Source organism: Nocardiopsis sp. NPDC055879, from assembly GCF_053615935.1.
Genome location: NZ_JBSHCT010000005.1, coordinates 272,788 through 299,082, shown reverse-complemented (window position 1 = coordinate 299,082; position 26,295 = coordinate 272,788). Strand labels below are relative to the sequence as shown.

Genomic DNA, 26,295 nt, shown 5'->3' with positions numbered 1-26,295 from the left:
CTCACGGGTGTCCCGGATAGCCGTTGGGGAGGGCGAGCAGGTCGGTGTGGTGTACGAGCGCCACGAGTTCGTGCCGTTCGCACTGGTCCATGCGGTGCCGTAGGTGGTCGGCGGGGATCTGCGCGTGCTGTTCGCCTGCGGCCCGGAGCCTGCCGCGCAGCCAGGCGAGGGTCAGGTCGCGGTGTTCGGGGAGCAGCCGCCAGGGGCTGGGATAGGTCAGGACCCGTCGCCCCAGGGAGCGGAAGGTCCGGGTGGTGAACGCGGTGGCGTCGGGCCCCAGGCGGCCGGCGCGGCGTTGGTGGTCGTTGAAGGCGTCGGTGATGGAGGCGTCGGCCGGGTGCGCGGGGTACAGGTCCACGCGGCCGGTGACGGTCAGGGTGAACAGGACGGCGCAGCCCGCTTCGTCCGCGGCCCGGGCGATGGACAGGACCTGGTCGCGGGTGAGCAGGTCGAGCAGGGCCGAACCGGTGACCAGGTCGGTGTGGGCCAGGTCGGCGGCGGTGACCTGGTTCAGGTCGCGCAGGCACATGCGGGCCTGGACGGTGGATCCGTCGGCGGAGACGCGGGGCATGCGGGCGCCGGCCAGGTTCAGCAGGTGGGGATCCAGGTCGTGGAGCATCCAGGTCTGGGGGCCGGCCAGGCGTGGGGCGAGCCAGCGGCCTTGGGAGCCGGTGCCACAGCCCAGGTCGGTGATGCGGATGGGGCGCCTGCCGGGGCCCGCGCCGCGTTGGGCGAGGTGGGTGCGCAGGGGGTCCAGGGGAGCGGTGGCCCGCGCTTGGCCGTCGGCGTCCTCTCGCAGCGCGAGCCACTCGGCGGTGAAGGCCTCGGGCGCTTGGTCGGATGTCGGGCTCAACGGGATTCCTCCGTGCGGAGAGGGCCGCCGGGGGGCGGATGTTCTTGCCTCCACAGTGCCGGTTCGGTCGGGTCGAAGTGGGTGGTTCACCGAACTGCGACCCGTGTTCTCCCTCTGCGCCGGGTCCTACCCGTTGAGCCGCGGTTTCATGGGGCGGTCGGTTCCTCAGACCTTCTTGGCCAGCTCGGCGTACTGGGGCAGGTCGCGGACGGTGCGGCGTAGGAAGACCCGGTCCGCGAGTGCGACGTCGACGACTTGGGGGGCCAGTTCCTTGATCCTGTCGCCGATCTCGCGGTCGACGGGGTAGTTGTCCTTTCCGCCCAACCAGTGGTTCCAGACCCGTGCGGTGTGGGCGATGGTGGAGTCGATGGGGGAGTCGGTCATGGGGGGCCTTTCAACTCGGATGCCCGTTGTGGGGCGGGTTCTGCATCCGGAGTCTGGTGCCCGGGTGGGCCGGTGGGCAAGCCCGATCAGGTGGGAAGTGGGCGGTTTCCGTCCTTGTTCCGGGGTTCGGGGTCCTGGGTGGTGGGCTCGGGCATGTCGATGGTGTCGCGCAGGCGGACGTCGGGCAGGAAGAACGCCACGGCCAGGCCGACGACGGCGATGCCGGTGGCCACGAGGAACAGGTCGCCGGTGGCCGATCCGTAGGCGTTCTCGACGATGGTGCGTAGGAACGGCGGCATGCCGGCCAGGTCCAGGGTGTCGGCGTCGGCGCCGCCCTTGGGGAGTGTGACGCCGGAGGCGGTCAGGCCGTCGGTGATGTTGTCGGCGACCCGGTTGGCGAGGATGGCGCCCAGGACCGAGACGCCGATGGTGCCGCCCAGGGATCGGAAGAAGGTGATCGCTCCGCTGGCGGCGCCGAGTTGGCTCAGGGGCACGGAGTTCTGGACGACCAGGACGAGGTTCTGCATGGACATGCCCACACCCATGCCGACGGCGAGCATGCCCAGGGAGACCAGGAGTAGTGGTGTGTCGGCGTCGATGAAGGACAGGGCGACGAAGCCGATGGTGAGGGTGGCCAGGCCGGTCAGGACGTAGGGCTTGACGCGGCCGGAGCGGGAGACCATCCAGCCGGCGATGGTGGAGGCGCCCATGGTGCCGAGCATCAGTGGGGTGGTGAGCAGGCCGGCGGCGGTGGGGGAGTAACCGCGGGCGAGTTGGAAGTACTGGCCCAGGAACACGGCTCCGCCGAACATGGCCATGCCCACGGCGACGCTGGCCAGGATGGCGATGGCGGTCTCTCGGCGGGTGACCAGGTGCAGGGGGATGACGGGCTGGGCGACTCGGCCTTCGACCCATACGGCCAGGGTCAGGAGGATGACGCCGCCGGCGACCATGGCGGCGCTCTGCCAGGAGAGCCAGGCGAAGGATCCGCCGACGAAGGTGACCCACAGCAGCAGGGTGCTCACGCCCGCGGCGATGAGGGTGGCGCCGACGTAGTCCACGCGGGTGTCGAGCTTGCGGACGTCGTTCAGGTGCAGGGTGCGGGCCAGGACGACGAGGGCGACCACCATGAAGGGGATGCCGATGAAGAAGCACCAGCGCCAGCCCAGCCAGGAGATGTCGGTGAGGGCGCCGCCGATGAGGGGTCCGCCGACGGTGGCCACGGCCATGACCGATCCGAGGAGGCCGTTGAGCCGGCCGCGTTCCTTGGGGCTGACGAGCGCGCCGATGATGGTCTGGACCAGGACTTGGGAGGCGCCCATGCCCAGGCCTTGGATGGCGCGGAAGCCGATGAGTTGGCCGGTGTTCTGGGCCAGGCCGCACAGGAGTGAGGCCAGGATGAACAGGACGATGGAGATCTGTAGGAGCAGTTTCTTGTCGAAGAGGTCGGCGAGTTTGCCCCATACGGGTGTGGACGCGGTGGAGGCGAGCAGGGTCGCGGTGACCACCCAGGTGTATTGGGACTGGGTTCCTTGGAGGGAGCCGACGATCTGGGGGAGGGCGACCGAGACGATCGTGCCGCTGAGCATCGTCACGCCGAGCACGATGAGGAGTCCGGTGAGGCTGCGCCTGACGGTCTTGCGTGCGGTTTTGTGGGTTTGAGGGGTACTCAAGGGCCGACCTCGGGAAGCTGAAGGCGCAGGTGGAGAAATCCTGCTTGCGGAGCAAAAATACAGAGTAAGAATTTTTGCAGTGAGTGCACGATATCATCGCGGATGTCCGTACCACGTGCGAAGCGGGCGAGAAGCGGATCACACCCGGGGTGGACTCAGACCTGGTCCAGGACGTGACCAAGGGCGCGGGCGGACTCGTCCCAACCCCGCAGGGTGGTGCGGCGCGCGTGCGCCGCGACCCGCCATCGGTGGCGCGTGCGGGGATCGCTCAGCCAGAGGCGTAGTGCCCGGGCCCATTCCTCGACCCTCCCGGCGGGCACCGACATGCCGGGTGTGCCCGAGTGGGAGGATCCGCCCAGGGCCTCGGGAACCCCGCCCACGTCACTGGCCAGAACCGGGACGCCCCGGGCCAGGGCCTCGGTGACGACCATTCCGTAGGTTTCGGCCAGGGAGGGCAGTACCAGCAGGTCGGCCCGGTCGTAGGCGGCGTCCAGGTCCGCGCCGCGCAGGGGGCCGGTGAAGCGCACACCCGCGGGTGCGGGTGGGGGCCTGCCCGGGCCCACGCACACGCATTCCCAGTCCAGGTCGGTGAGGTGTCGCAGTGCCTCGAAGAGCACCCGGTGTCCCTTGCGAGGGGTCAGTGAGGCCACGCAGAGCAATCGGGGCGGGGTCCCGGGCGCCGTGCCACGGGCGAGAGGGGCCGTTTCCACGCCCGGGGGCACCACGGCCACCTCGGGCAGGCCATGGTGCGCGCTGAGGTGAGCGGCCGCCCACCGGCCGGTGGCCACCACCGCGGAGCACGATTCCAACACCCGGCGTTCGCGCGAGTCCAGGTCACGTGCGGTGTCGGGGTCCAGTCCGCCTTCCATGGCCAGCGGTAGGTGGACCAGTACCACCGGGCGTAGCCGCCGCGCGTGGGGAACGATCACCTCGGGCAGCGCGCAGGCCACCAAACCGTCGAGCAGCACCCGACCGCCGTCGGGCACCCGGTCCAGGGCCCGCTCCAACGCCCGTGTCCCCGCCGGGCCCGGGCACGGCCACGCACCCGGTAGGGCGACGATGCCCAGCCCGGTCCCGGCCCGGGCCAGGCGCAGGTCGTACAGGGTGCCGCCGCTGGGCGTGGTGGAGTCGGGGACCAGGAACGGGATCGTCAAAGGTCGCGTTGGTAGCGGGCCCAGGCCACGTGGGACTCATGCAGGGTCACCGAGATCGAGGTCAGGCCCCGCGCGTTGGGTCCCATCGCTCCTTGGGCGACGCGTTCGGCCAGGCGGTCGGCGATCACCTTGGCCAGGTACTCGGTGGAGGTGTTGACGCCGGCGAACTCGGGGACCTGGTCGAGGTTGCGGTGGTTCAGCTCGCCCACGACCCGGCCGAGTTCGCGGGTGGCGGCGCCGATGTCCACCACGATGTTGTCGGGGTCCAGCTCGGGTCGGTGCAGGGTCGCGTCCACTACGAACGTGGCCCCGTGCAGGGCCTGGGCGGGGCCGAACACCTCACCGGTGAGGCTGTGGGCGACCATGAGGTGGTCGCGGACGGTGACGCTGAACAAACGGTCCTCCTCGCTTCGGGTCAGTGCCGGGGCGGGTCGTAGGAGATGCGGTGGCACAGCGCGGGCCGGTGCCCCTGGGCGAGTTCGGGCAGCAGTGCGGGCAGTTCCTCGAAGTGGCTGTGTCCGCTGAGCAGGGAGTCGAAGGCCGGGTCGGTGAGCAGACGCAGAGCCAGCGCCAGGCGTTGGGCGTGGTCGTAGCGGGACCTGCGGGCCGGGGAGATCATGCCGACCTGGCTGGCGCGTACGGCCAGGCGGTGGGAGTGGAAGTCCTCGCCCAGCGGCAGGATGACCTGCCGGTCTCCGTACCAGCTCAGTTCCACGACCTCGCCCTCGGGGTGGAGCAGTTCCAGGCAGCGGATGAGGCCCGCTTCGCTGGCGCTGGTGTGGAAGACCAGGTCGCGATCGCCCACGGCGTCGTCGGGTAGGGCGAACTCGACCCCCAGGCGTTGGGCGACCTCGGCCCGGTCGGGGTCGATGTCGACCAGTTGTACGTGGGTTCCGGGCATCTGGGAGAGCAGGCGGGCCACGCAGCAGCCCACCATGCCGGCGCCGACGACGGTGACCTGGTCGCCGATGAGGGGCGCGGCGTCCCAGAGGGCGTTGACGGCCGTTTCGACGGTGCCTGCCAGGATGGCGCGGTGGGCGGGAACACCTTCGGGTACGGGGGAGACGGCCGCGGCGGGGACCACGAAGTGGGTCTGGTGGGGGTAGAGGGTGAAGACGGTGCGCCCGAGCAGGTGGGAGGGGCCTTGTTCGACCACGCCCACGTTGAGGTAGCCGTACTTGAGGGGCCCGGGGAAGTCGCCCTCTTGGAAGGGGGCGCGCATGACGCCGTACTGGTTGGGTGGGACCCCGCCGCCGAAGACGAGGGTCTCGGTGCCTCGGCTGATGCCGGAGTGCAGGGTGCGCACCAGGACCTGGTCGGGGGCGGGTTCGGGTAGGTCGACCTGTCGGATCTCGCCTTGTCCGGGTGAGCGTACCCAGAAGGCGCGTGCGGTCCGTCCCATTGACTCAGCTCCCTTCGGTGGCGGTGGTCCGGGGTGGGCGCGGGCGCCACAGTCCCGCCACGTCGCGTGTGAACGACCACGACAGCGCGGTCAATGCCGTGGCCACGGTGATGGTCGTTGCCGGTGGGGGAAGTATGCCCGAGACGGCGACGGTGAGCACGATGGGTTGGGCGGCGGCGATGGTCTTGCGGGCCGGGGCGGGCGGTAGGGGGTCGTGTAGTCGGGGCAGGACCAGGGCGGCGGCGCCGAACAGGTAGCGCATCGCGCCGATCAGTAGTACCCAGGGCCCCAGGTCTTGGGCGACCTGGACGCTGAGCACGAGGATGAGGAAGGCGTCGGCCTCCATGTCGAAGCGGGCGCCGAAGTCGGAGCAGGTGCGGGTGCCGCGTGCGACGAGGCCGTCGACCGCGTCCAGCGCCATCGCGGGCACGGCGAAGACGATCAGGGCCCAGGTGTGGTCGCCGTCGGCGACCAGGGCGGTGACGACGCCGATGAGGACGACGCGGGCCGAGGTGACCAGGTCGGCCGGGCCCAGGGGCCGGTGGTGGTAGCGGCGAAGGGCCGCCCCCAACAGTGCCGTGGCCAGGAGCGTGTACAGGATGGCGGCCGTCCAGCCGGGTGCGCCCAAGCCGGTGGTGAGGGTCAGGAGCGCCAGTAGGGCCGCTCCGGCGCACACGGCGATGGTGAGCGCGGTGGCCGGCCGGGCGCTCAGGTGGTGGCCGGCGCGGTCAGTCACGGGTGCCGCCGGCTCCGAGGCCGGGGGAGTGGTCCAGGTGGGGGAGGTCGTGGCCGAGCCGGTCGCGTTTGGCGGTCAGGTAGTCGATGTTGTCGGTGTGGGCGTCGACCAGTAGCGGTAGGCGGGTGGTGACCTTGAGGCCGTGGTCTTGGAGGGCGAGGACCTTGTCGGGGTTGTTGGACAGCAACCGGATCGAGCGCACGCCCTGGTGGCGCAGGATGCGGGCGGCGGGGGCGTAGTCGCGTACGTCCACGGGCAGGCCCAGCGCGGTGGCCGAGTCCACGGTGTCCAGGCCACGGCGGTCCTGTAGACCCATGGTGCGGACCTTGTCGAGCAGGCCGATGCCGCGGCCCTCGTGGCCGCGCAGGTAGACCAGGACACCGCGTCCCTCGACGATGACGCGGTCCAGGGCGGCGTGGAGCTGGTCGCCGCATTCGCAACGCAGCGCGCCGAAGACGTCACCGGTGACGCATTCGGAGTGCACGCGCACGAGGACGTCCTCGACGTCGGTGACCTCGCCCAGGACCAGGGCCAGGTGTTCCCTCCGGTCGACGGGGTCGCGAAAGGCCAGACACCGCAGGTGTGCCCCTCGCAGGGCCAGTCGGGATTCGGCGACGTCGTCCTCGCCCAGTGGGTGCTCGCTCATCGGCCTCCTTCTCCCGCCGCCGGAGGCGGCACACCCGGGCGCTTGCCCCATCGCCGTGGCCACGAAACCTGGTCCGGGCCCTGGCCCATGATCCACGGGGGTTATCGTTCGGGCGCCGTCAAGGTTCTGGAGGTGCCGGCGGTGGGATAGCACGCTTTTTCGCTATCACGCCAAAGGTGCCGAAGGTTCTTGACTCCCAGGCGCCCGAACACGCTGAAGCGCTAGCGGAGGCGCTTAGAGATAGGGCAGTTGGATTCGGATCTCTCCGCCCAGGGTGGACTCGCCTTGCAGGGTCAGGGAGTCGCCGCTCCAGAACCGGCCGGGGTCGTAGTAGCCGGGGCTTTTGCCCTTGGGCAGCAGGCCCATCTCCTCGTAGGTCAGGGCGACGACCTCGGCGCAGTAGGCGGTCTCCAGGCGTCGCTCGCGCGCGGCGCGGCCGAAGGGCATGCGTCCCAGGGCCCAGCGTCCGGCCAGTTGGGCGGTGGAGGGGAAGGGGGTGCCGTTGAGTCGGGCGACCGTGCGCAGGGCGGCGTCCTCCATGGCCCGGTCGGCGAGTGGGTCGAGTTGGCGCAGCCAGCCCTGTTGGCCGTAGCGGCGGCCCCACACCAGGACGGCGTCGCGCAGGTCGTGCAGTTGGACCCCGCGCTGGTGGGTGCCGGTCCACATGTCCACCAGGGAACGGCCCAGTTCGGCGTGCCACATCAGCGGGGGCAGGTCGTCGATGACCAGCGACATCCCGACGTGGTTGACGGGGCTGTTGGTGGTGATCTGGATGGCCCGGTCGGGCACGCTGGTGCCCCGGAAGACCCACAGGTCTCCGGTGCGGGTCGACTCCACCGCCTCGTCCAAGGACATGCTCATGTTCGTCACAAGGCCTAGCCTAGGAGCCATGAAGTGGTGGAAAGCGTTGGGAGTGGCCGCTTTCGTGGGTGTGGCGGCCAGTGGGGTGGCGATCGTGCGTGCCGAGCGGCAGCGTCGTGCCTACACCCCGGACCAGATCAGGGAGCGTCTGCACGCCCGGGCGGCCGAGATCGGTCAAGGTGAGGGCGGTGGGGTGGGGGCGCCGGACGTGCCCCAGGAGAGGGCCGAGGATCGCTCTTGGGTGGGTCGGACGCGGGCTCTGTGGCGGCGTCTTTCCCGGGCGGCGCGCCCAGGGGTGGGGCGCTCCGGTCGGGACGGGTAGCGCGAGGCCTCGCCCTCGCCCCCACCTCCGCCGGGTTCTCACGTGCCCGGCGCCCTAGCCCTGGATGTAGGCCAACAGGTTGCGTTCCACCTGCGGGTCGGGGGCCGGCTCCAGGGGTGGTTCGCCCCGTTCGCGATCCCACGCCAACACGTCGGCGGCGGTGGTCTCCAACGGGGTGGAGGGCAGTCCGACCTCGCGTGCGCGACTGAAGTCGCGTTGGAAGGACTGTTCCCAGGTGCGGTCGGAGCGCACCAGGGGGAAACGGGCCATGACGGTCTCCGGTGGCACCAGCACCAGGTCGATGCCGGCCCGGGCCGCCCGGGCGCAGGTGTGGATCATCTCGGACAGGGTGAGGGGGCGGGCCGGGCCCATGGCGTTGTACACCCCGCCCAGGTCCTGTTCGAGCAGGCGCACCACCAGGTGGGCCAGGTCGCGCACGTCCAGGATCTGCACGGGTTGGCCGGGGTCTCCGGGTAGGACGACCTTCCCGCCCCGGGCGACTCTTCGTACCCAGTAGGTGAACTGGTCGACGTTGTCGTGGGGTCCGGCGAGCATGCCGGGGCGCACGATGGTGGCGCGATCACCGAAGTGGGTGTCGAGTTCGTGTTCGCAGGCGACCTTGAGCGTCCCGTAGGTGGTCGCGCCGATCACCTCGGTGTTCCACTCCGGTTCCTTCAAGGGGGCCGTCTCATCGGCGCCGGGGCCGGCCCCGGGGGCGTACACGGCGTTGGTGGAGATGAACAGGTAGCGGTCCACCCGGTCCTGGAGAACCCGGGCGGCCTGGCGCACGTGACGCGGGACCATGCCGCTGACGTCCACCACGGCGTCGAAGGAACCCTCCTCCAGGGAGGACAGTTCCCCGTCGTCACGGTCTCCGACCAGGCGTTTCACCCCTGGGAAGAGCTCGGTGCCGGTCCGGCCCCGATTGAACAGGGTGACGTCGTGGCCCCGCTCTATGGCGTTGGTGACGATGAACCGGCCCACGAAGGAGGTACCGCCCAGTACGAGAATCCGCATGAGTGTCGACTCTAGCGGGAGGTCATCGCACCGCCCCGCACCGGCACCAGTGGTGGTTCACATGGGTTTGTCCAAGAACCCGACGTTTTCGAGCAGGGTGATGTGGTCGGTGTTCAGAGTGTGCAGGAAAGCGCCGATGTCGCGGTGCGGGGCCCGGTGCAGGGGAGCGCTGGTGCGCACCAACCCCACCTGGGACAGGCCCTCGCCGCCCAACCGGGAGGCGGGGGTGGCGGGTGGATCGACCCGGTACAGACGCCAGGCGCTGCCCCTGGGGGCCGAGGCCAGCAGCATCATCGGTCGGCTCCACACCAGCAACGCCCAGGCCTTGGGGCCTTGGGCGTGCACCAGCACGGGCCCCGGCCCCTGGACTCGCCGGTCCAGGAGTTCGACGACCCGGGCCGCCACGGGTACGGGGTTGGTGAAGGAACCGTGCACCCGGTACAGGCCGGAGTCGAACCCCACGGTCCAGCCCGGATCACCCGACTCCACCAGGAGATCGGCCAGGTGATCGTCGTCCTGGGCGGTGACGGGTTCCGGTGGCGCGGTGGCCGGGACCAGGGCGGTGAGCGTGCCCTGCCCGGTGCGGGTCAGGGCGCTCAGGCGCGAACCCAGGGTCAGGGCGTACCGCCCCTGGTGGTCCTCCCACTCCAGGAGCCCACCGTGCGCGGGGTGGCCGTCGGGGACGGTGCGGGCCTGGGCCTTCAACCCCGCGTCGGCCAGGACGCGCAGCGCCCGCTCGGTGTCCTCGTCGGGCCAGTCCGGGGGCAGGGCCAGCACCACCCGCTCCGGGGCCAGGTGTCGGGCCAGGGACCGCAACGTGGGCGCGTCGGCGCCGCGCAGCGGGGCGTACAGGCACAACTCGCTCACGGGGCCTTGCGGTAGCCGGGTCAGCAGGGAGTCCTCACCGTCGTGCAGGATCCGAGCGTCGGACTCCACCGGGTCGGTCAGCAGCAGATCCTCCACGAGGTCGGCCACCAGGGAGAGACGCTCGGCCATGGCGGCGGGCACGGCGGGCGCGCTCGCGCGCAGACGCAGCCACGCGCCCAGGTCGGCCAACGCCCAGGGCACCCCTTGGGGGCCACCGCTCAGTACGGTCCAGGGACGTCGCTCCGCGGCCGGGGCGCCACCGCCGAAGGCCGCCACCACGTGTGCTCCACCCACCAACAGCGCCAGTTCGGGCAGCGGGTCGGGGGCATCGGCCTCGATCAGGGCCAGGGTGCGGTCGGGCCGGGACAGCGCCGCCGGTTCGGCCCCGGGCGCGGTGACGCCGAGCACGGTGATCGCGGCGCCCATCTCCTGTGCGGTGGGCAGCACGTGACGTTCCAGGGCCGGCAGGTCGAGCCGGTTGCCGATGAGCACGAACTCCTGGAGGGCCGTGTCATCGGTACGCGCGGGCCACTCGCGCAGTAGGGCGAGCGGGGACAGGGTCACAAGCGGGCCTCTTCTCACACCGGGAACGTCGTCGAGTCTAGAACAGGGGACGAGGAGTCCTCCTACCCCGGTACGCGGGTGGCGTGAGCGGGTGCGACGATGAGGGCGATGTCGAAGAGTCCGCCTTGCCGAGCGCTGCGCGCCGGGGTGTTCACCCTGGTGTGCGCGAGCCTGTCCGCGATCGGACACGCGCTGAGTTCGGGGCAGGACGTACCACTGCTCGGATTGGTGCCGGGCGGCGCGCTGGTGTGGGTGATGGCCTGGGCCTCGACCACACGGCGTCTTGGGGTGTGGGCGTTGACCGCCCGCATGCTCTGGGGCCAGTTCGCGCTGCACGTGACCTTCAGTGCCGCCCAGGGATGGGGTGGCGGCCACGGTGGCCACGGTGTGGGCGAGATGGCCGCGCAGTCGATGCCGGCGTGGGCCATGATCGCGATGCACGTGGTCATGGCGTTGGTGAGCGCCTGGTGGTTGCGGTTGGGCGAGGACGCCCTCTTCGCCTTCTTACGGTTCATGGCGCTGTCCCTGGTGCCGTTGTTGCTGGTGGTCGGGGCGCTGCCGAGCCCGGAGCCGGTGCTCGCCTCCCGGTTCGCTCCACCGGACCGGCCGTTGCCGGCCGGGCCTTCGGTGCTGCGCCACACCCGGGTCCTGAGAGGTCCACCGGTCCTGCTCGCCGCCTGAGGGCGAGCGTGAACCGGCCCCTGTGGCGCGCCCGGCGCGCCGTGGCTGTGGTCGGCGTGTTCGTCCGCGGGGCGGCCCTGGCGTGTTCCCTCGGCGCCTCGTGGCGTCGCCAGGACGCCCGCGCCCTCCTGACCTCGGTCATGCCCTCCATAGGTCGTGCCGTGGCCGGGTGTGGACGCGTGCGATGACCGAAGGCTCGAATGTGATGACCGTGGGTGAAGGCGGTGTGCGCGCGACAGTGGCGACCACACCGGTGACCTCGAACGAAGAAGACCCCTCGAACCTGTCCCGTCTGGCGTTGCGCGCCGGGCGGGGCGCCCCCGAGGCGATCGACGCGCTGTTCACGCTGACCCGTGAGGACGTGCGGCGCTACATCGCTCGCAGGGTCGACCCGACCTGGGTGGACGACCTGACCCAGGAGACCTACACCCGTGCCCTGCGCGGCCTGCCCCGCTACTCGGGTCGGGCACCGGTGCGGGCGTGGTTGTTGTCGGTGGCCCGCCACACCGTGGTGGATCGCTACCGGGCGCGCGAGCGCACCCCGCGTACCGATCCGGTACGGGACGTGGAGGGCTGTCTGGGCGACGGGGCGGCCTCCCCTGGCCGTTTCGACGAGTACCTGGCGCTGGCGGCGCTGCTGGAGGAGTTGCCCGAGCAGCGCCGCCGGGCCTTCGTGCTGACCCAGGTGCACCGGGTGCCCTACGCCGAGGCCGCGGCGCTGTTGGGGGTGCCGGTGGGCACGGTGCGCTCGCGTGTGGCGCGCGGGCGCAGGGACCTGGCCCGGCTGGTGCGCGAGGCGGCGTGAGGGTCCACCGCGTGTCCTTGGACGTTGATCAGATGAGAACGGAAAGACCTGACGTGAATGAACCCGTGACCGCCCGATCCGCCTCGTCCCGGCTGTGGCGGCCTGTAGGTGCGGTCGTGGCCGCGACCGCGCTGTTGAGCGGGGTGGCCTGTTCCGCCGGTGGTGGCCTGGACGAGGTCGAGCACTACATGGACCTGTCCGATGAGCCGATGGCGGCCTCCGCGGCGGAGTTGGTGGACGTGGACGGTGAGGCCTGGCGGTTCACCGACGTGGACCCCGACCGGCTCACCCTGTTGTTCTTCGGATACACGAGCTGCCCGGACGTGTGCCCGATGACCATGGCCGAGATCGACCTGGCCCTGGAGGAGGCGGGGGAGGTCGCCGATGACGTGGACGTGGTCATGGTGACCAGTGACCCGGCCCGGGACACCGACGAGCAGTTGCGTTCCTGGTTGGACCGCTTCGACCCCGGGTTCCAGGGGGTGCGGGGCGAAATCGAGGACATCGTGGCGGCCGCCGGCGACTACGGGATCCCCATCGAGGCGCCGCAGGAGACCGAGGGCGACTACCTGGTCTCCCACGGTGGGCGGATCATCGTCCTGACCGAGGGTGGTGAGGCCGCCGGCATGTTCGACGAGGGGGTGGAGGCCGACCAGGTGGCCGAACTGCTTCCGGTGTTGGCCGAGGAGTTGTTGTGAGGGGGCCCTCCCGGCGTGGACTGTTGACCGGTGGAGCGGCCGGGGCGGTGGGGTTGGCCGCCGGTGGCCTGTTGGGTGCGGGTGTGAGCCGCCCGGAGCCCGACCCGGCCTTGGCGGTGACGCTGTCCCGGGGCGGGTACCGGGACGGGTTGCCGCCGGCGTTGCTCACCCCCACCCCTTCCCATGTGCGGGTGGTGGCGCTGGAGGTGGTCGGGGACGGCCCGGAGGAGGTGGCGGCCCGGGCCGGCGAGGTGTTGGAGTCCTGGGGGGAGGAGATCCGGGCGTTGCACGAACACGGGCTGGAGGGGGTGGTGGAGGGCGCGCCCACCCAAGGGCTGCGTCCGGCCTCGTTGGGGGTCACCCTGGGGTTGGGCGGCTCCCTGTTGGAGCGGGCCGGTCTGGGCGATCGGAGACCCGAGGAGCTGGAGGATCTGCCTGACTTCGCCGGCGACCGACTCCGTGAGGAGTGGTGCGGCGGGGATCTGATGCTGCACGTGGGCGCGGAGGACCCGGTGGTGGCCGGGGCCGCCGCCCGCCACCTGGTCGACCTCGCGGGAGGGCGTGTGCGGGTGCGGTGGGCGCTGCCGGGCTTTCGGCGCGGCGCGGTCACCGCCAAGGACCCCTCGGCCACCCCGCGCAACCTCATGGGCCAGGTCGACGGCACGGTCAACCCGCACCCGGACCAGGCGGTGTTCGCCTCGCAGGTCCTGGCCGCCCACCCCGAACCGGCCACGGCGTGGATGGACGGTGGCACCTACGTGGTGGTGCGCCGGATCCGCATGCTGTTGGAGGGCTGGTTCGCGCTCTCCGAAGACGAGCGGGAACGTGTGGTGGGTCGGCGTCTGGACGATGGGGCGCCCCTGGGCGGTTCGAGGGAGGACGATCGGCCGAACCTGGTGGCCCGGGACGATGGGGGGCGGCCGGTGATCGCCCCGGACGCGCACATCCGGTTGGCCTCCCCGGAGAACACCCTGGGGGCGCGCATGCTCCGGCGCGGCTTCGACTACGACCTGGGGTGGGACTCGGAGGGGAGGGTGGACGCGGGATTGTTGTTCACCGCCTGGCAGGCCGACCCGCGTACCGGTTTCACCGCCGTGCAGCGGAGTCTGGACGAGGGCGGGGACGCGCTCGGTGAGTACATCCGCCATGAGGGGAGCGCGGTGTTCGCGGTGCCGCCGGTGAGGGACGAGGGGCAGGTGCCGGGATCGGAGTTGTGGGGGTGAGCGGCGTCACCGGGTTTCCACGTGGGTCGTGGGAACCCGGTGGGGTGCGTGGGCGACGTGTTGGGGTGAGCGTCCCCGACGGAGCGTCCCCGAAGAAAGGCACCCCCATGCGTTACCCACATCGCATCGCCCTGGCAGCCCTCGCCCTGTGTTCGGTGGTGGCCTGTGGCACCGTCACCGACCCGGGGGAGGCCGATCCGGCCGGGGCGGCCGCCGAGCCCGGTGGTCGGGCCCGTGTGGGGGAGCTGATGGTCGAGGACGCCTGGATGCCGGAGCCGGCCAACCCCGAGGTGGGGGTGGTCTATCTGACGATCACCAACACCGCCTCCGATGACGACGCCGTGGTGGGGGTGCGCACCAGCGCCTCGCCGCAGGCCGGTCTGCACAACAGCGAGAGCAACGAGGAGGGGGCGGTGATCATGCGACCGGTCGAGGAGATCCCGGTACCGGCCGGTGGCACCACCACCTTCGTCCAGGGTGGCTACCACGTGATGGTCGAAGACATCCCCGACCCGCTGCGGGTCGGGGACGAGGTCACCGTCACGATCGATTTCGCGAGTGGGGTCGAGGCGCGGTTGGAGGTTCCGGTGCTGGAGATGACCGGGGGTGCGGACCAGGGCGAGCGTTCCGAGGGGCACGACCACCACTGAGGTCACCCGAGCGCCTCCGGAGCCGTGCCCACGCCCGGGAACAACAGTAGGGAGGCCCCCCAGGACCGGCGTGGCCCGGGCCAGGGCGGCGGCCACGGCCACGAAGTGGTGATCGGTGCTCGACCACCGACGTCGCCGGGGGAGGGCGTGGGGTTCCCGAGAAGGGGCGGGCCTTTCAGCGCTCGGGTTCGGGGTCGGCCAGACGGTCCACCCCCGGAACCAGGAGCGGCAGCAGGCTGGTGGTGATGCCCACCACGGCCGCCCAGTACAGGACCGGCCGGGCGCCCACGGCCTGGGCCAGGGCGCCGGCCACCGCGTATCCGACCGGTTCCAGTCCGAAGCTGCCGACCTGGTCGACGCCGATGACCACGCTCAGTCTCTCCTGGGGGATGGAGCGTTGCAGGGCGGTGTACCAGTACACACCGAACAACATGAAACCCGCGCCGGTGGCCACGTAACCGGTCAACAGGATCGGCGCCGGCACGGTCAGGGCCAACCCGAGCAGGGTCAGCGGGAAGAACAGCGTCCCTACCAAGGACACCAGCCCCGGACGGGCCGGGTTCCACCGGGTGGACAGGACTCCGCCCACCAGTTGCCCGGCGGCCATGCACGACAGGGCCAGTCCGTAGACGGGCGCGGGATAGGAGTCGGCGACCACGATCGGCAACAGCACGAACCCGGGGGCCAGCGTGGTCGGGGCCTGGAGGGTGGCCACCGCGATGATGGCCAGTACCCAGGGGCGGCGCACCACCTCGCACAGGCCCGCGCGCAGGCTCGCCCCCATGGTCTCGGTGGTCCGCTCGCCGATGGGCGGGGTCTCGCGGATCAGTGCCAGCACACCCGCGCACACCACGAACAGGGCGGCGATGAGCCAGAACACGGTGCGCACGTCCAAGACCACGACCAATACCCCGGCCAGAGCGGGACCGGTGATACCGGCGGCGCGGCCCACGATGTTGCGCAGGGCGTTGGCCTCCCGTAGCCGCTCGGCGGGCACGATCAGTGGCATCATCGAACCGGCGGCGGGTTCGGCCACCGATCCCGACACCCCGCTCAGCGCCGCCAGGACCAGTGGCCACCAGGCCGCGTCGGGGCCCAAAGCGAAGGCGGCCATCACCGCCGCCTGCACGGTGTCGTTGAAGACCAGTGCGGTGGACTTGCGCACCCGGGTGAGCAGGGCGCCGGTCAGCAGTGCGAACAGTGACCCGGTGGCCCCTCGTCCCCCCAACACCAGGCCCAGCAGCAGGGGACCATGTTCGACCAGCACCAGGCCCACCATCGCCACGGGGAGCATCTCGGCCCCCAGGTCGCCGAGGCCGCGGCCTGTCAGCAGCAGGCGTAGACGCCGGTGCCGTAGCGCCCCTGGAACCCACCCCACCGCACGCCCCTCGCTCCGGATCGTCGACCAGCGGTCAGTGTGCCTGACCCGGAGCCGCCCACACGAGTGGTTTTCGCGCCTGCGGGTGGTGGGCAGGCGAGGTGGTAAGGGCCGGTGTGGTCCGGTGCCGAGGCGAGAGCGGGTGGACGGCTGATGGACGTGTGCGAGTTCGGTCACGGGGAGGAGGCGGGTGGGTGCTCCCGGTTGTCCGAAAATGATTACCGACTGGTAGGTTCGCTTTGTTACCCGTAAGTAAGAAGGCGAGCAGACCCGTGCACGAGGGCGCCCTGACCCGGCTCAGATCCGTACCCCACAGCCGTTTTCGGCTCTTCGTCCTGCACCACGCGGGCGGCTCGCACCTGGGATACCGCGGGTGGGTTCGGCACTTTCCCTCCGACTGGGAGATCTGCCTGGTGGACGCCCCCGGGCGGGCGCGCAGGTCCGGCGAGGAACCCTTCCGCGAGGCCGGATCCCTGGCCGATCACCTGTGCGACGTCGTGCGTCCCGAACTCGACCGCCCCTACGGTCTGTTCGGGCACAGCATGGGCGCCCTGATCGCCTACGAGATGACCCACCGCCTGACCGAAACACCGCCCGCCTGGCTGGGCGCCTCCTCTTGGAGCCCCGCCCCCGGCCCCGAACGGGCCCAACCCCGACATCGCGTCCCCTCCGGACGCCTGCGTGAGGCCATCGCGGAGATGGGCGGCACCCCGCACCACGCGCTGGAGGACCCCGAGCTGTGGGCCTACGTCGAACCGCTGGTCCGCGCCGACCTGCAGGTGGTCGACACCTGGAGCCCCGACCCCCAGGCCCCGCCCCTGCGGGTTCCGCTGTCGGTCTTCGGTGGCGCCGAGGACCTCGGTATGACCCCCGAGCGCCTGTCCGGTTGGGGCGACCACGTCCAAGGCGACTTCGCACACCACACCCTGCCCGGCGGTCACTTCTACTTCACCGGCCGCACCGGCGAGCTGGTCGCGCGCATCACCAAGGACATCCAGGCCGTCCTTCCCTGACCCCCGGACTTGTCCACAGGCCACCTCACCGAGGGTGGCGCGGGGGCCTTCGTTGTGGTGACCTGGACCTATCGGGGGATCTCGCGCGCCGCCGGCCGCGGTGTGACCGCTCCCTTCCACGAAAAAACCTTCGCCCGGATGTCGAGAACCCGTGGCCCGCTCCGTCCCAGGGATGAAGGCGACCATGATGGGTCGCGGAGACCGAGGAGGATCACCATGGCCAAGTATCTGTTGCTCAAGCACTACCGGGGCGCTCCGGCGGCGGTCAACGACGTGCCCATGGACCAGTGGACGTCGCAGGAGATCTCCGCGCACATGAAGTACATGCGCGACTTCGCCGACCGGCTGGAGAAGAGCGGGGAGTTCGTCGACGCCCAGGCCCTGGCCCCAGAGGGCACGTTCGTGCGCTACGACGGAGAGGGCCGGCCGCCGGTCACCGACGGTCCCTTCGCCGAGACCAAGGACCTCATCGCCGGATGGATGGTCATCGACGTCGACAGCCGTGAACGCGCCCTGGAACTGGCCGCGGAGCTCTCGGCGGCCCCCGGCGCCGGCGGGCGGCCCATCCACGAGTGGCTCGAACTGCGACCCTTCCTGACCGAGCCGCCCACCATCGAGGACTGAGCCGGTGGACGAGGTCCTGCTGCGCGGCCTCACCCCGAGCGTCCTGACGATCCTGGTCCGTCGCGGAGCCGAATTCGCGGCGGCCGAGGACGCCGTGCAGGACGCCCTGGTCGAAGCCCTACGTGTGTGGCCCACCGATCCACCCCGGGACGCCAAGGGGTGGTTGGTCACCGTGGCCTGGCGACGGTTCCTCGACGCGGCCCGTTCCGAGAGCGCCCGCCGTCGACGAGAGGAGCTCCTCCAAGGAGAACCGGAGCCCGGGCCCGCGCCCGGGGTGGACGACACGCTCCGGTTGTACTTCCTGTGCGCCCACCCGTCCCTGAGCTCCTCGTCGGCGGTCGCGCTCACCCTGCGCGCGGTCGGTGGGCTGACCACCCGCCAGATCGCTCGCGCCTACCTGGTGCCCGAGGCGACCATGGGTCAGCGCATCAGCCGCGCCAAGCGCACCGTGGCCGGGGTGCGCCTGGACCGTCCTGGCGACGCGGCCACCGTGCTGCGCGTCCTCTACCTGGTCTTCAACGAGGGCTATTCCGGTGAGCTCGACCTGGCCGCCGAGGCGATCCGGCTCACCCGCCGGCTCCACGCCGCCTTGGAGCATCCGGAGTCGGCCGGGCTGCTCGCCCTCATGCTGTTGCACCACGCCCGGCGCCCCGCGCGGACCACGTCCGAGGGGGCTCTGGTGCCGCTGGCCGAACAGGATCGGCGTCGTTGGGACACCGGGGCGATCTCCGAGGGGATCGGGATCCTGCGGGCGGCCCTGGACCGGGACCGGTTGGGCGAGTACCAGGCCCAGGCCGCCATCGCCGCGCTGCACGCGGACGCGCTCAGGGCCGAGGAGACCGACTGGGTACAGATCGTGGAGTGGTACGACGAACTCGTCCGACTGAACCGGAGCCCGGTGGTGAGACTGAACCGAGCGGTGGCCGTCGGTGAGGCCGACGGACCGGCCGCCGGCCTGGCGGCGCTCGCCGAACTGGACGAGTCGTTGCCCCGCCACAGCGCGGTGGCGGGGCATCTGCACGAGCGTGCCGGTGACCTGGACACCGCGGCCCGCTTGTACGTCGAAGCCGCCCGCAAGGCCACCAACCTGGCCGAACGCGAACACCTGACGCGCCGGGCGGCACGTCTCGACCACCGCCCGGGGCATTGAGGTTCGACCACCTCAGCCGAGGGTGGACAGGGTGCTGGTGCCCATGGCCACCACGAACCCCGGACCGTCGGCCTCCAGCGCCACCTCGCCCTCCAGCCGGGCCTTGATCCCGCCGCCGCTCTCGACCACCTTCAGGTCCCGGGCGTCCAGGTCGCCCAGGGCACCACCGACCTCTCCGTGCGGCCCATCGGTCAGGTGCACCAACACCACCTGCTCGCCCAGGGTGCGCAGGAACGTCATGTGGTGCTCACCGGTGTCCAACCAGCGCAGACCCCCCGACTGCAGCGCCGGCAGCTCCCGGTGCAGCGCCAACAGTCGACGGTGGGCCGCCAGCACCTCGGTGTCCCAGTCCCGGGTCCGGTGCCAGGGCATCGTGCGCCGCGAGTTCTCCCCATCGCGCCCCAGCAGCCCGATCTCGTCCCCGGCGAACACGAACGGGACCCCCGGCAGGGTGGCCTGGGCGGCCACACCCACCGCCTGGCGCACCGCGTCACCCACCACCGTGCGAAAACGCGCCGAGTCGTGGGTGCTCAGCGCGTTCACGCTGTGCGTCCGCACCCGCCAGGGCAGCCCCGCGTTGGCCGCCCGCAGCGCCCGCACCGCCTCGGCGGCCCCGCTGGAGGGCAGCGGAGCCGAGGTGTGCGTGGCCGCGTACCGCACCCCCTCGGGGCCGGTGTTCAGCCACGCCCACACCGGGCGGGTGAACCCGGCGTAGTTCATCACACCGTGCCAGCCGTCGTGGCGGGTGTCGGGGCCGGCGTCGTAGAAGTGCTCGGCCAGCAACCATGCGCGTGGGGCGGCCTCGCGCATGCGCGAGGCGATCTCACCGGACACCTCGTGGTTGAGGTCCAGGGCGCCCAGGCGACCGGTCATGTTGGCCACGTCGATCCGCCACCCGTCCAGCGGATCCTCGCCGACCAGGCGTGAGACCAGCACCGAGTCATCGGCTCCGTACACGCGCTCGCGCAGTTCGGTGTCGGTGTAGTCGAGCTTGGGCAGGGAGCGCACCCCCAGCCAGCTCACGTACTCCTCCGGATGGGAGGTGAAGTGGTAGAAACCGGCCTCGGCCGAGTCGGCGTCGGCCTTGGCGGCGCGGAACCACTCGTGCTCGTCGCCGGTGTGGTTGGTGGTCAGGTCGCCCATCACCCGCATACCGCGCGCGTGCGCCTCGCGGACCAGGGCGCTCAGTGCCGCGTCGCCGCCCAGCCAGGGGTCGACCTCGTCGAAGGAGGAGGCGTCGTAGCGGTGGGTGGACCTGGCGGGGAAGAAGGGGGTCAGGTACACCACCTCGGCGCCCAGGTCGGCCAGGTGGTCCAGGTGCCGGCGCACGCCTTCCAGGGTGCCGCCGTAGAACTCCCGGGACGCCAGGAGGCCGGACCCGGCGGGTTCGTGGTCCCAGTCCCGGGGCAGGGCCCACTCGGGGTGGTCGGCCGGGGAGTCGACGGAGTCGTCATCGCGGGCGAAGCGGTCGGGGAAGATCTGGTAGACGGTGGTCGCCGGTACCCAGTCGGGTGGGGCGGGGGAGTCCAGGAACCGGAAGTCGCCGTCGTCGGTGACCTCGTGGTCGTGCGGGCCCTCCTGGTTCAGCCAGGTGTAGTGGCGATCGCGCACGATGGCGAACCGGTAGGTGGTGACCACCTCCAGCCGGGGCAGGTCCACCCCGTACCAGCTCACCCCTTCGGCCTGGTGTTCCAGGCGGGCCTCGACCAGTACGGCCTCGCCGTCCTCCACCAGGCGCGCGTACACCCCGTCGGCGTCGCCGGGGACCCGAACCCGCACGTGGACGTGGTCCCCGTTCACGGTCAGGTAGTCGGGGGAGCCGTCGTGATGGGGGTCGTGGCTGAACCGCATGTGGGGACACTCCGATGAGGCCGGTTGGAAGAATCTCCCACATCATTGCAAGAAAACGTCGCGTACGCGAAAGAGTTTTCGCCCGTTTCTTGCGTTGAGGGGTGTGAAGGCCGCCGGAGCCGGAACCGGTCGGCTCCGGCGACCTCCTTCACGCGACGGGAACCGGCCGCCGCGTGCGTTCGGTCAGGCGCCGGCGTTCTCGGCCAGTTCGTGGGCGATGTCGGGGATGAAGGAACCGGCCGGTCCCGCGCACCCGTCGGCCTCGCCGGGCAGCTTCACCCACACGAAGGCGTCCACGACCGGGCTGCCGGTGTCGGAGGTGGTCGGGGTGCCCAGGGCGCGGCCGGGCGGGTCGCACCATTCGCTGTCGTCGGCGGGGCCGTTGCCGTTGCGGCTGGTGTCCACGATCGCGGTCAGGTCCAGGCCACTGGCGGCCACGATGGCCTCGGCGTGGGAGACCTCGTCGGCCGTGGTGCGGTAGTTGGAGACGTTGGTGGCGATGCCGTGGGCGGTCTCGCCCGCGTCCACGCCGTGCAGCAGCTCGGCGATGTCCTCGGGGGTGTGCCAGTTCGAGTTGCCTACGTCGAGGTAGACGCGCGCCTGGTCGGAGGCCTGCCGAAGGGTGCCGCCGGCGTAGGAGATGGACTCCATGACCTCGGCGGGCGGTTGGCCCTCGCAGCTGCCCATGAGCGAGAGCGCGTCGGGCTCGATCACGATGGTGGCGGGGCGACCGTCCAGGCCGGCGGCGAAGGAGTCGATCCAGGAGCGGTAGGACTCGTGGTCGGGGGCGCCGCCGTCACTGTGGTTTCCGCAGTCACGGCCGGGGACGTTGTAGACGACCATGACGGGTACGGTGCCGTCGGCCTCCGCGGCCGAGGCCAGGGCGTCCACCTCGGCCTCGATGGTGGTGGGGTCGTAGTTGGCGAACCAGGTCGCCTGGGCCACGCTCGCGATGCGCTCCTCGATGAGCGCGGCCCGTGGGTCGTCGGGGTTGTCGGCCACCCATCGGGCCGCGGAGGCGTCGGGGTTGACGTAGAACCCGCTGTCCTGGGTCGCTTCGGGGACTTCTTCGGCGTGGGAGACGGTCTGTGCGGGGGTGGCGCAGCCTGCGACGAGCAGGCCCAGCGCCACTGTGGTCACGGCCCTCAGGGCCGTGCGTGGTGTCGTCATCTCTCGTTCACTACTCCTAGCGGATCGGAGTCGGGGGATAGGGATGGACCAGAATGTGGGAGCGCTCCCAATTTGGAACCCTAGCGACCGCCGCGCTCCGTGTGAAGGGGGTCACGGAAAGCTTCCAGCGTCGGAACCTCCGGTCGAGGAGGCCCTGTCGGTCAACGCCCAGGCCTGCCGGGGCAAGGTATTCGGACTCATGTGGCAGCCCCCCTGTGCCGGTGCTTCGTAGAGCGCTAACGTTGTGATATGAGCCTTGAGCTGCCAACCGACCGACTCCTGATCAGGGAGTGGGAGCTGGACGACGCCGAATCGGCCCTGAGGGTGTACGGGGCCGACGAGGTCGCGCACTGGCTGACGCCGGAATGGCAACCGGTGACCGACGACAGCGCCATGCGCTCGGTGCTCCACGCCTGGATCGAGGCGGGACCGAACCTGATCCCACCCGCCGGGCGCTGGGCGATCGTTCGCAAGGAGGACGGAGAGCTGGTGGGAGGGCTTTCACTGAAGCTGCTCCCGCCCTTCGAGGAGGACTTCGAACTGAGCTGGGCCCTTCGACCGGAGGTGTGGGGCCAGGGGTACGCGACCGAGGCCAGCCGGGCCATCATCGCCTGGGCCTTCGAGCAGGGCATCGAGGAGGTGTTCGCGGTCGCCCGGCCCAAGAACGAAAGAGCCATCGCGGTGGCCCGAAGACTGGGTATGGAATGGGTCGGCGAGACCGAGAAGTACTACAACATGCGTCTGCAGGTCTTCCGCCTGCGACCGGGATAGTCCCACCTTCCACAGGCACGGGGTCCGCCGGAGGCATCGACGGGCCCTTCGCCATGGCGGGCTCGCCCCCGCCGACTCAGGGTGCCGTCGGGCGCGGGGGATCGGCGACCACGCCCACCCCCACCAGGTACCGGTACACCTGGCCGGCCAACGCCGAGGCCAGCCCCACCGGCACGGCGTTGCCGATCTGGCGGGCGATCTGCAGCTTGCTCCCGCACCAACGGAAGTCCTCGTCGAAACCCTGGATGTGGGCGGCCTCCATGTGCGTGATCGGCCGGTGCTCACTGGGATGCAGGTAGCGCCCCTTCTCGGGTTTGAAGAACTCGGTGCGGATGGTGACCGAGGGGCGATCCGTGCGCAGACGGCCCATGACGTCACCGGTCCCGGTCCGGTGCCGCAACCAGGCACGCGTGGACAACTCCGGTGGCAGGTCGTTGCGGTTGCCCCCGGGCGGGATCGCCTCATAGCGCAGGCGCGACAGGGGCCTGGGGTTACGGCCCAGGTGCAGCTCGAAGGTCCGGTAGGCCCCGGGAAGCTCGACCCCCAACGGTGCGCAGGAACGCGCGGGCAGTTCGGTCGTGGTGGTCGCGCGCGGGGTCTTGGCGAAGATCGACTCCACCGTCTCCCACGGCGACAGCGGCGCGCCGCCCCCCAACATGGGTTCGACCGGTCCGGGCATCGGGCCACCGTGCCGGACGCGGGTGTGCGTGGGGCGGGGGTGGTCCAGGCCCAGCCCTTCGGGGGCGGCGGCGAGCACGTCTCGTCGGGTGGCCAGCACGATGGCCCGCCGGCGGGCCTGGGGGACCCCGTAGTCGGCCGCGTTCAGCACCCGGGCCTCGGTCAGTTCGTACTCGCCCAGCAGCCCGCCCGGGTCCTCGGTCTCGGCGCGCAACAGCGCGTACTCTCCCGAGTCCAGGAACCTCGCCACGTTCTCGATCACGAACACCTTGGGACGCAGGGCCCGCACCACCCGCACGTACTCACGCCAGAGCACGTTGCGCACGTCGCCCTGGTCGCCGAGCAGGTTCTTCTTGTTGAGCGCCGAGAACCCCTGGCAGGGTGGGCCGCCCAGGATGACGTCCACTTCCTCTTGGACCACACCGGGATCCCAGGCCTCGATGTCACCGGCGTGGACGCGTTCGATACCGGTGTGCTCACCGAAGTTGGCCGCGTAGGTGGAGGCCGCCGCCAGGTCGTGCTCGACCGCGCCCACGGTACGGAAAGGGGAGTCGTCGCGTCCTGGTGTCCGGTAGGAGTGGAAGCCCGCGGTGAGCCCGCCACACCCCGAGAACAGGTCGACGATGGTGATCGAGTCGTCCGTGAGCATGAGGTTCAAGATAGATGAGGCGTCTCGCGTGGGCGAATCGTTAGGATCGAGGGCGATGGACGCGCGACGGCCGACACGAGCGGCGAACGAGGGCACCCGTAAGAGCATGCGGTCCAACAAGGGGCGTGACACCCGGCCCGAGTTGGCGATCCGCCGCAGGGTGCACGCGGCCGGGTTGCGCTACCGGGTCTCGGCGCGACCCCTGGCGGGGTTTCGGCGCACGGCCGACCTGGTGTTCTCCCGGATCAAGGTCGCGGTGTTCGTCGACGGTTGTTTCTGGCACGGTTGCCCCCAACACCACACCAAGGCCGCCACCAACGCCGGCTACTGGGCGGAGAAGGTGCGCGTCAACCGGGCACGCGACGCCGAGACCAACGCCCGGCTGAACGAGGCGGGGTGGCACGTGGTGCGGGTGTGGGAGCACGAGGACCCCGACGCCGCGGCCGCGCGCGTGATCGCCGAGGTCCGCGCCGTGCGCGGAACACGCCCTAGGACAGGAAGCGGCTGATCCGCTCGACCTCTTCCTCGGAGAGCCGTACGGCGGCCGCGGCCGTGTTCTCCTCCAGGTGCGCCACCCTCGAAGTGCCCGGGATGGGCAGCATCACGGGGGAGCGGTGCAACAGCCAGGACAGTGCCAGCCGGACCGGGCTGGTGTCGTGTTCGGCGGCGATGGAGGCGAGCGGGGAGTGGGGTGAGGCCATCTCCCCGCTCCCGACCGGCGCCCAGGGCAGGAAGGCGATGCCGTCCTTCTCGCACTGTTCGAGTACGTCCTCGGACTGGCGAAAGGAGGGGGCGTACTGGTTCTGCACCGAGACGATCGGGGTGATGGCGCGGGCCGCCGAGAGCTCGTCCACACTCACCTCGCTCAGCCCGATGTGTCGGATCTTGCCCTCTTCGCGCAGTTCCACCAGGGCGCCGAGCTGGTCGGCCAGCGGCACCTGGGGGTCGATCCGGTGCAGTTGCAGCAGGTCGATGCGTTCCAGGCCCAGGTTGCGCAGGCTCAGCTCCACCTGCTGCTTGAGGTAGGCGGGGTGGCCCAGTCTGTGCCACTGGGAGGGGCCGGTGCGGGCGAACCCGGCCTTGGTGCCGATGACCAGGTCCTCGGGGTAGGGGTACAGGGCCTCCCTGATGAGCTGTTCGCCGATCTGGGGGCCGTAGGAGTCGGCGGTGTCGATGAAGTCGATGCCCAGTTCGACGACGCGGCGCAGCACCGCCAGGGCCTCGTCGCGGTCACGGGGCGGGCCCCACACCCCCTCGCCGACGAGGCGCATCGCCCCGAACCCCAGGCGATGGACGCGCAGGTCACCGCCCAGTGTGAGTGAGCCCGCCTGCCGTGCGATGGGGGTGGTGATGTGTGCGTCGGTCACGGTGTCCCTTCCGAAGCGGCGCCAGGGCCGGATTCCCGCCATGGTGTCAGTTCACCGGCGGCGCGGCTCGTTCTCGCGTGGTCGTGTCGCCGCCGGGTTCGGGCAGGATCCCAGCCCGGGCTCGGGCCCCGCAAGGCCCGAGCCCATGCGCGGGTGCGAGGTTCCGGGTCGGGTGAGGCCTTCAGCGGGTGGCGTCGCGGCGGGCCACGGCGGCCAGGTCGGCCTCGATCCGGGCGGTGGTCTCCAACAGCGCGGGCAGCAGGTCGCGGCGCACGTCGTCGATGGAGGAACGGTTGGCGTGGGCGGAGACGTTGGCGGCGGCGATGACCTTGCCGTCGGTGTCGCGGATGGGCGCGGCCAGGGAGCGCAGACCTTCCTCCAGTTCCTGGTCGACGATGGCGTAGCCCTGTTCGCGTACCTTGAGGATCTCCGAGCGCAGCCGGGCGGTGTCGGTGATGGTGAAGCGGGTCAGGGAGGGGAGTTCGACCCGGTCCAGGTAGCCGGTGAGGGCGGCCTCGCCGAGCCCGGCCAGTAGGACACGGCCCATGGAGGTGGCCGCGGCGGGGAAGCGGGTGCCCACGGTGATGGCCACGGCCATGATCCGGGAGGTGGCCACGCGGGCCACGTAGAGGACGTCGTCGCCCTCCATCACCGATACCGAGGCGGACTCGCGCACGCGCTGGGAGAGGTCCTCCAGGTGTGGTTGGGCGACGTCGGGCAGGCCGGCGGAGGCCACGTAGGCGTAGCCCAGTTCCAACACGCGCGGGGTCAGGCAGAACATGCGCCCGTCGGTGCGCACGTAGCCCAGGTCCACCAGGGTGAGCAGGAAGCGTCGGGCGGCCGCGCGGGTGAGGTCGGTGGCGCGGGCGACCTCGCTGAGGGTCATGGAGGGTCGTTCGGCGGAGAAAGCGCGAATGACGGTCAGTCCCCGTTCCAGGGACTGGACGAAGTGGGCTCCGCGTCGAGGCGCGTCTTCGGTGGTCATGGAGCCTTCCGGGTCGGGGGGTCGGGTGCGTTCCGCCGTCGGGCGCTGCTCGGCCCACGGACGATGTTCTCATACCGAACACATGTCGAATCTCTTGACCCGTTCTGTGACCGGCGCTACTGT

General features: G+C 71.0%; 28 protein-coding genes and 1 pseudogene. 12 read left to right on the top strand and 17 right to left on the bottom strand.

The genetic code is table 11. The features are described 5' to 3' along the window. Nucleotide 1: 1 nt before the first annotated feature. The 9 genes and pseudogenes from ACWGKS_RS08165 to ACWGKS_RS08125 all read right to left on the bottom strand — a co-directional run bounded on the left by ACWGKS_RS08165 (nucleotide 2) and on the right by ACWGKS_RS08125 (nucleotide 7,709). A complete protein-coding gene (locus tag ACWGKS_RS08165) occupies nucleotides 2-853 on the bottom strand; it encodes an SAM-dependent methyltransferase (RefSeq protein ID WP_452522152.1) in 852 nt (283 codons plus the stop codon). A gap of 198 nt (nucleotides 854-1,051) precedes the next feature. Beyond that, nucleotides 1,052-1,237: pseudogene (locus tag ACWGKS_RS08160) on the bottom strand (SAM-dependent methyltransferase); the annotation flags it as partial. 86 nt (nucleotides 1,238-1,323) lie between these two features. Further along, nucleotides 1,324-2,910, bottom strand: coding sequence for an MDR family MFS transporter (locus tag ACWGKS_RS08155; protein ID WP_358509314.1), 1,587 nt, complete (start codon nucleotides 2,908-2,910; stop codon nucleotides 1,324-1,326). Between the two features lie 155 nt (nucleotides 2,911-3,065). Beyond that, nucleotides 3,066-4,064, bottom strand: a complete 999-nt coding sequence (locus ACWGKS_RS08150) for a glycosyltransferase family 4 protein (protein WP_358509311.1) — start codon at nucleotides 4,062-4,064, stop codon at nucleotides 3,066-3,068. Continuing rightward, nucleotides 4,061-4,459: a 6-pyruvoyl trahydropterin synthase family protein gene (locus ACWGKS_RS08145; protein WP_358509308.1), complete on the bottom strand. Its 399-nt coding sequence runs from the start codon at nucleotides 4,457-4,459 to the stop codon at nucleotides 4,061-4,063. The genes ACWGKS_RS08150 and ACWGKS_RS08145 overlap by 4 nt, the downstream gene beginning before the upstream one ends. Nucleotides 4,460-4,479: 20 nt before the next feature. Further along, nucleotides 4,480-5,466 (bottom strand): zinc-dependent alcohol dehydrogenase, encoded by a 987-nt coding sequence (locus ACWGKS_RS08140; RefSeq protein ID WP_358509305.1) that lies wholly within the window; start codon nucleotides 5,464-5,466, stop codon nucleotides 4,480-4,482. Between the two features lie 4 nt (nucleotides 5,467-5,470). Then, complete coding sequence (locus ACWGKS_RS08135; protein WP_452455056.1) at nucleotides 5,471-6,202, bottom strand: CDP-alcohol phosphatidyltransferase family protein; 732 nt, start codon at nucleotides 6,200-6,202, stop codon at nucleotides 5,471-5,473. Continuing rightward, on the bottom strand, nucleotides 6,195-6,848 hold the full coding sequence (locus tag ACWGKS_RS08130) for a GTP cyclohydrolase II (protein ID WP_358509300.1): 654 nt from the start codon (nucleotides 6,846-6,848) through the stop codon (nucleotides 6,195-6,197). Before ACWGKS_RS08130 ends, ACWGKS_RS08135 begins: the two co-directional genes overlap by 8 nt. Nucleotides 6,849-7,082: 234 nt before the next feature. Further along, entirely contained in the window at nucleotides 7,083-7,709 is a 627-nt protein-coding gene (locus ACWGKS_RS08125; protein ID WP_358509355.1) for a hypothetical protein, read from the bottom strand. 28 nt (nucleotides 7,710-7,737) lie between these two features. On the opposite strand from ACWGKS_RS08125, the gene ACWGKS_RS08120 reads away from it, so the two are divergent. Continuing rightward, nucleotides 7,738-8,031 carry a hypothetical protein gene (locus ACWGKS_RS08120; protein ID WP_358509297.1) on the top strand — a complete coding sequence of 98 codons (294 nt, stop codon included), beginning with the start codon at nucleotides 7,738-7,740 and terminating at the stop codon, nucleotides 8,029-8,031. A gap of 54 nt (nucleotides 8,032-8,085) precedes the next feature. On the opposite strand, the gene ACWGKS_RS08115 is transcribed toward ACWGKS_RS08120, so the two are convergent. After that, nucleotides 8,086-9,048: an NAD-dependent epimerase/dehydratase family protein gene (locus ACWGKS_RS08115; RefSeq protein WP_358509294.1), complete on the bottom strand. Its 963-nt coding sequence runs from the start codon at nucleotides 9,046-9,048 to the stop codon at nucleotides 8,086-8,088. Between the two features lie 57 nt (nucleotides 9,049-9,105). Beyond that, entirely contained in the window at nucleotides 9,106-10,479 is a 1,374-nt protein-coding gene (locus tag ACWGKS_RS08110; RefSeq protein WP_358509291.1) for a hypothetical protein, read from the bottom strand. A gap of 99 nt (nucleotides 10,480-10,578) precedes the next feature. Here ACWGKS_RS08110 and ACWGKS_RS08105 point away from each other — a divergent pair, with 99 nt between their 5' ends. The 6 genes from ACWGKS_RS08105 (at nucleotide 10,579) to ACWGKS_RS08080 (ending at nucleotide 14,536) form a co-directional block, all read left to right on the top strand. After that, a complete protein-coding gene (locus ACWGKS_RS08105; protein ID WP_358509288.1) occupies nucleotides 10,579-11,160 on the top strand; it encodes a hypothetical protein in 582 nt (193 codons plus the stop codon). 8 nt (nucleotides 11,161-11,168) lie between these two features. Then, nucleotides 11,169-11,348 carry a hypothetical protein gene (locus ACWGKS_RS08100; protein ID WP_452522147.1) on the top strand — a complete coding sequence of 60 codons (180 nt, stop codon included), beginning with the start codon at nucleotides 11,169-11,171 and terminating at the stop codon, nucleotides 11,346-11,348. Between the two features lie 17 nt (nucleotides 11,349-11,365). Beyond that, nucleotides 11,366-11,965: an RNA polymerase sigma factor gene (locus tag ACWGKS_RS08095; protein ID WP_452522145.1), complete on the top strand. Its 600-nt coding sequence runs from the start codon at nucleotides 11,366-11,368 to the stop codon at nucleotides 11,963-11,965. A 116-nt stretch (nucleotides 11,966-12,081) separates the two neighbouring features. Then, on the top strand, nucleotides 12,082-12,663 hold the full coding sequence (locus ACWGKS_RS08090) for an SCO family protein (protein ID WP_452522143.1): 582 nt from the start codon (nucleotides 12,082-12,084) through the stop codon (nucleotides 12,661-12,663). Then, entirely contained in the window at nucleotides 12,660-13,886 is a 1,227-nt protein-coding gene (locus ACWGKS_RS08085) for a Dyp-type peroxidase (RefSeq protein ID WP_358509279.1), read from the top strand. The genes ACWGKS_RS08090 and ACWGKS_RS08085 overlap by 4 nt, the downstream gene beginning before the upstream one ends. Before the next feature lie 107 nt (nucleotides 13,887-13,993). Beyond that, complete coding sequence (locus ACWGKS_RS08080; protein ID WP_358509276.1) at nucleotides 13,994-14,536, top strand: copper chaperone PCu(A)C; 543 nt, start codon at nucleotides 13,994-13,996, stop codon at nucleotides 14,534-14,536. 175 nt (nucleotides 14,537-14,711) lie between these two features. Here the strand turns inward: ACWGKS_RS08080 and ACWGKS_RS08075 are convergent, their stop codons facing one another. After that, nucleotides 14,712-15,914, bottom strand: coding sequence for an MFS transporter (locus ACWGKS_RS08075; RefSeq protein WP_452522140.1), 1,203 nt, complete (start codon nucleotides 15,912-15,914; stop codon nucleotides 14,712-14,714). A gap of 272 nt (nucleotides 15,915-16,186) precedes the next feature. On the opposite strand from ACWGKS_RS08075, the gene ACWGKS_RS08070 reads away from it, so the two are divergent. The 3 genes from ACWGKS_RS08070 to ACWGKS_RS08060 all read left to right on the top strand — a co-directional run bounded on the left by ACWGKS_RS08070 (nucleotide 16,187) and on the right by ACWGKS_RS08060 (nucleotide 18,701). After that, a complete protein-coding gene (locus ACWGKS_RS08070; RefSeq protein WP_358509270.1) occupies nucleotides 16,187-16,927 on the top strand; it encodes a thioesterase II family protein in 741 nt (246 codons plus the stop codon). A 216-nt stretch (nucleotides 16,928-17,143) separates the two neighbouring features. Continuing rightward, nucleotides 17,144-17,551 (top strand): YciI family protein, encoded by a 408-nt coding sequence (locus tag ACWGKS_RS08065; RefSeq protein WP_358509268.1) that lies wholly within the window; start codon nucleotides 17,144-17,146, stop codon nucleotides 17,549-17,551. A gap of 4 nt (nucleotides 17,552-17,555) precedes the next feature. Then, the gene (locus ACWGKS_RS08060; protein WP_358509265.1) at nucleotides 17,556-18,701 is read left to right on the top strand and encodes an RNA polymerase sigma factor; all 1,146 of its coding nucleotides are present in this window, start codon (nucleotides 17,556-17,558) and stop codon (nucleotides 18,699-18,701) included. A gap of 12 nt (nucleotides 18,702-18,713) precedes the next feature. Here the strand turns inward: ACWGKS_RS08060 and ACWGKS_RS08055 are convergent, their stop codons facing one another. Then, nucleotides 18,714-20,552 carry an alpha-amylase family glycosyl hydrolase gene (locus ACWGKS_RS08055; protein WP_358509262.1) on the bottom strand — a complete coding sequence of 613 codons (1,839 nt, stop codon included), beginning with the start codon at nucleotides 20,550-20,552 and terminating at the stop codon, nucleotides 18,714-18,716. 183 nt (nucleotides 20,553-20,735) lie between these two features. Further along, nucleotides 20,736-21,722, bottom strand: coding sequence for a glycoside hydrolase family 6 protein (locus ACWGKS_RS08050; RefSeq protein WP_358509259.1), 987 nt, complete (start codon nucleotides 21,720-21,722; stop codon nucleotides 20,736-20,738). 249 nt (nucleotides 21,723-21,971) lie between these two features. On the opposite strand from ACWGKS_RS08050, the gene ACWGKS_RS08045 reads away from it, so the two are divergent. Continuing rightward, the gene (locus ACWGKS_RS08045; protein WP_358509256.1) at nucleotides 21,972-22,493 is read left to right on the top strand and encodes a GNAT family N-acetyltransferase; all 522 of its coding nucleotides are present in this window, start codon (nucleotides 21,972-21,974) and stop codon (nucleotides 22,491-22,493) included. A 76-nt stretch (nucleotides 22,494-22,569) separates the two neighbouring features. On the opposite strand, the gene ACWGKS_RS08040 is transcribed toward ACWGKS_RS08045, so the two are convergent. Continuing rightward, entirely contained in the window at nucleotides 22,570-23,820 is a 1,251-nt protein-coding gene (locus ACWGKS_RS08040; protein ID WP_358509253.1) for a DNA cytosine methyltransferase, read from the bottom strand. Between the two features lie 55 nt (nucleotides 23,821-23,875). Here ACWGKS_RS08040 and ACWGKS_RS08035 point away from each other — a divergent pair, with 55 nt between their 5' ends. Continuing rightward, a complete protein-coding gene (locus tag ACWGKS_RS08035; RefSeq protein ID WP_358509250.1) occupies nucleotides 23,876-24,328 on the top strand; it encodes a very short patch repair endonuclease in 453 nt (150 codons plus the stop codon). On the opposite strand, the gene ACWGKS_RS08030 is transcribed toward ACWGKS_RS08035, so the two are convergent. Next, nucleotides 24,309-25,187 (bottom strand): aldo/keto reductase, encoded by an 879-nt coding sequence (locus ACWGKS_RS08030; RefSeq protein ID WP_358509247.1) that lies wholly within the window; start codon nucleotides 25,185-25,187, stop codon nucleotides 24,309-24,311. The two genes, ACWGKS_RS08035 and ACWGKS_RS08030, sit on opposite strands and share 20 nt — an antisense overlap. Before the next feature lie 181 nt (nucleotides 25,188-25,368). Beyond that, a complete protein-coding gene (locus ACWGKS_RS08025) occupies nucleotides 25,369-26,172 on the bottom strand; it encodes an IclR family transcriptional regulator domain-containing protein (protein ID WP_358509244.1) in 804 nt (267 codons plus the stop codon). Between the last annotated feature and the right edge of the window lie 123 nt (nucleotides 26,173-26,295).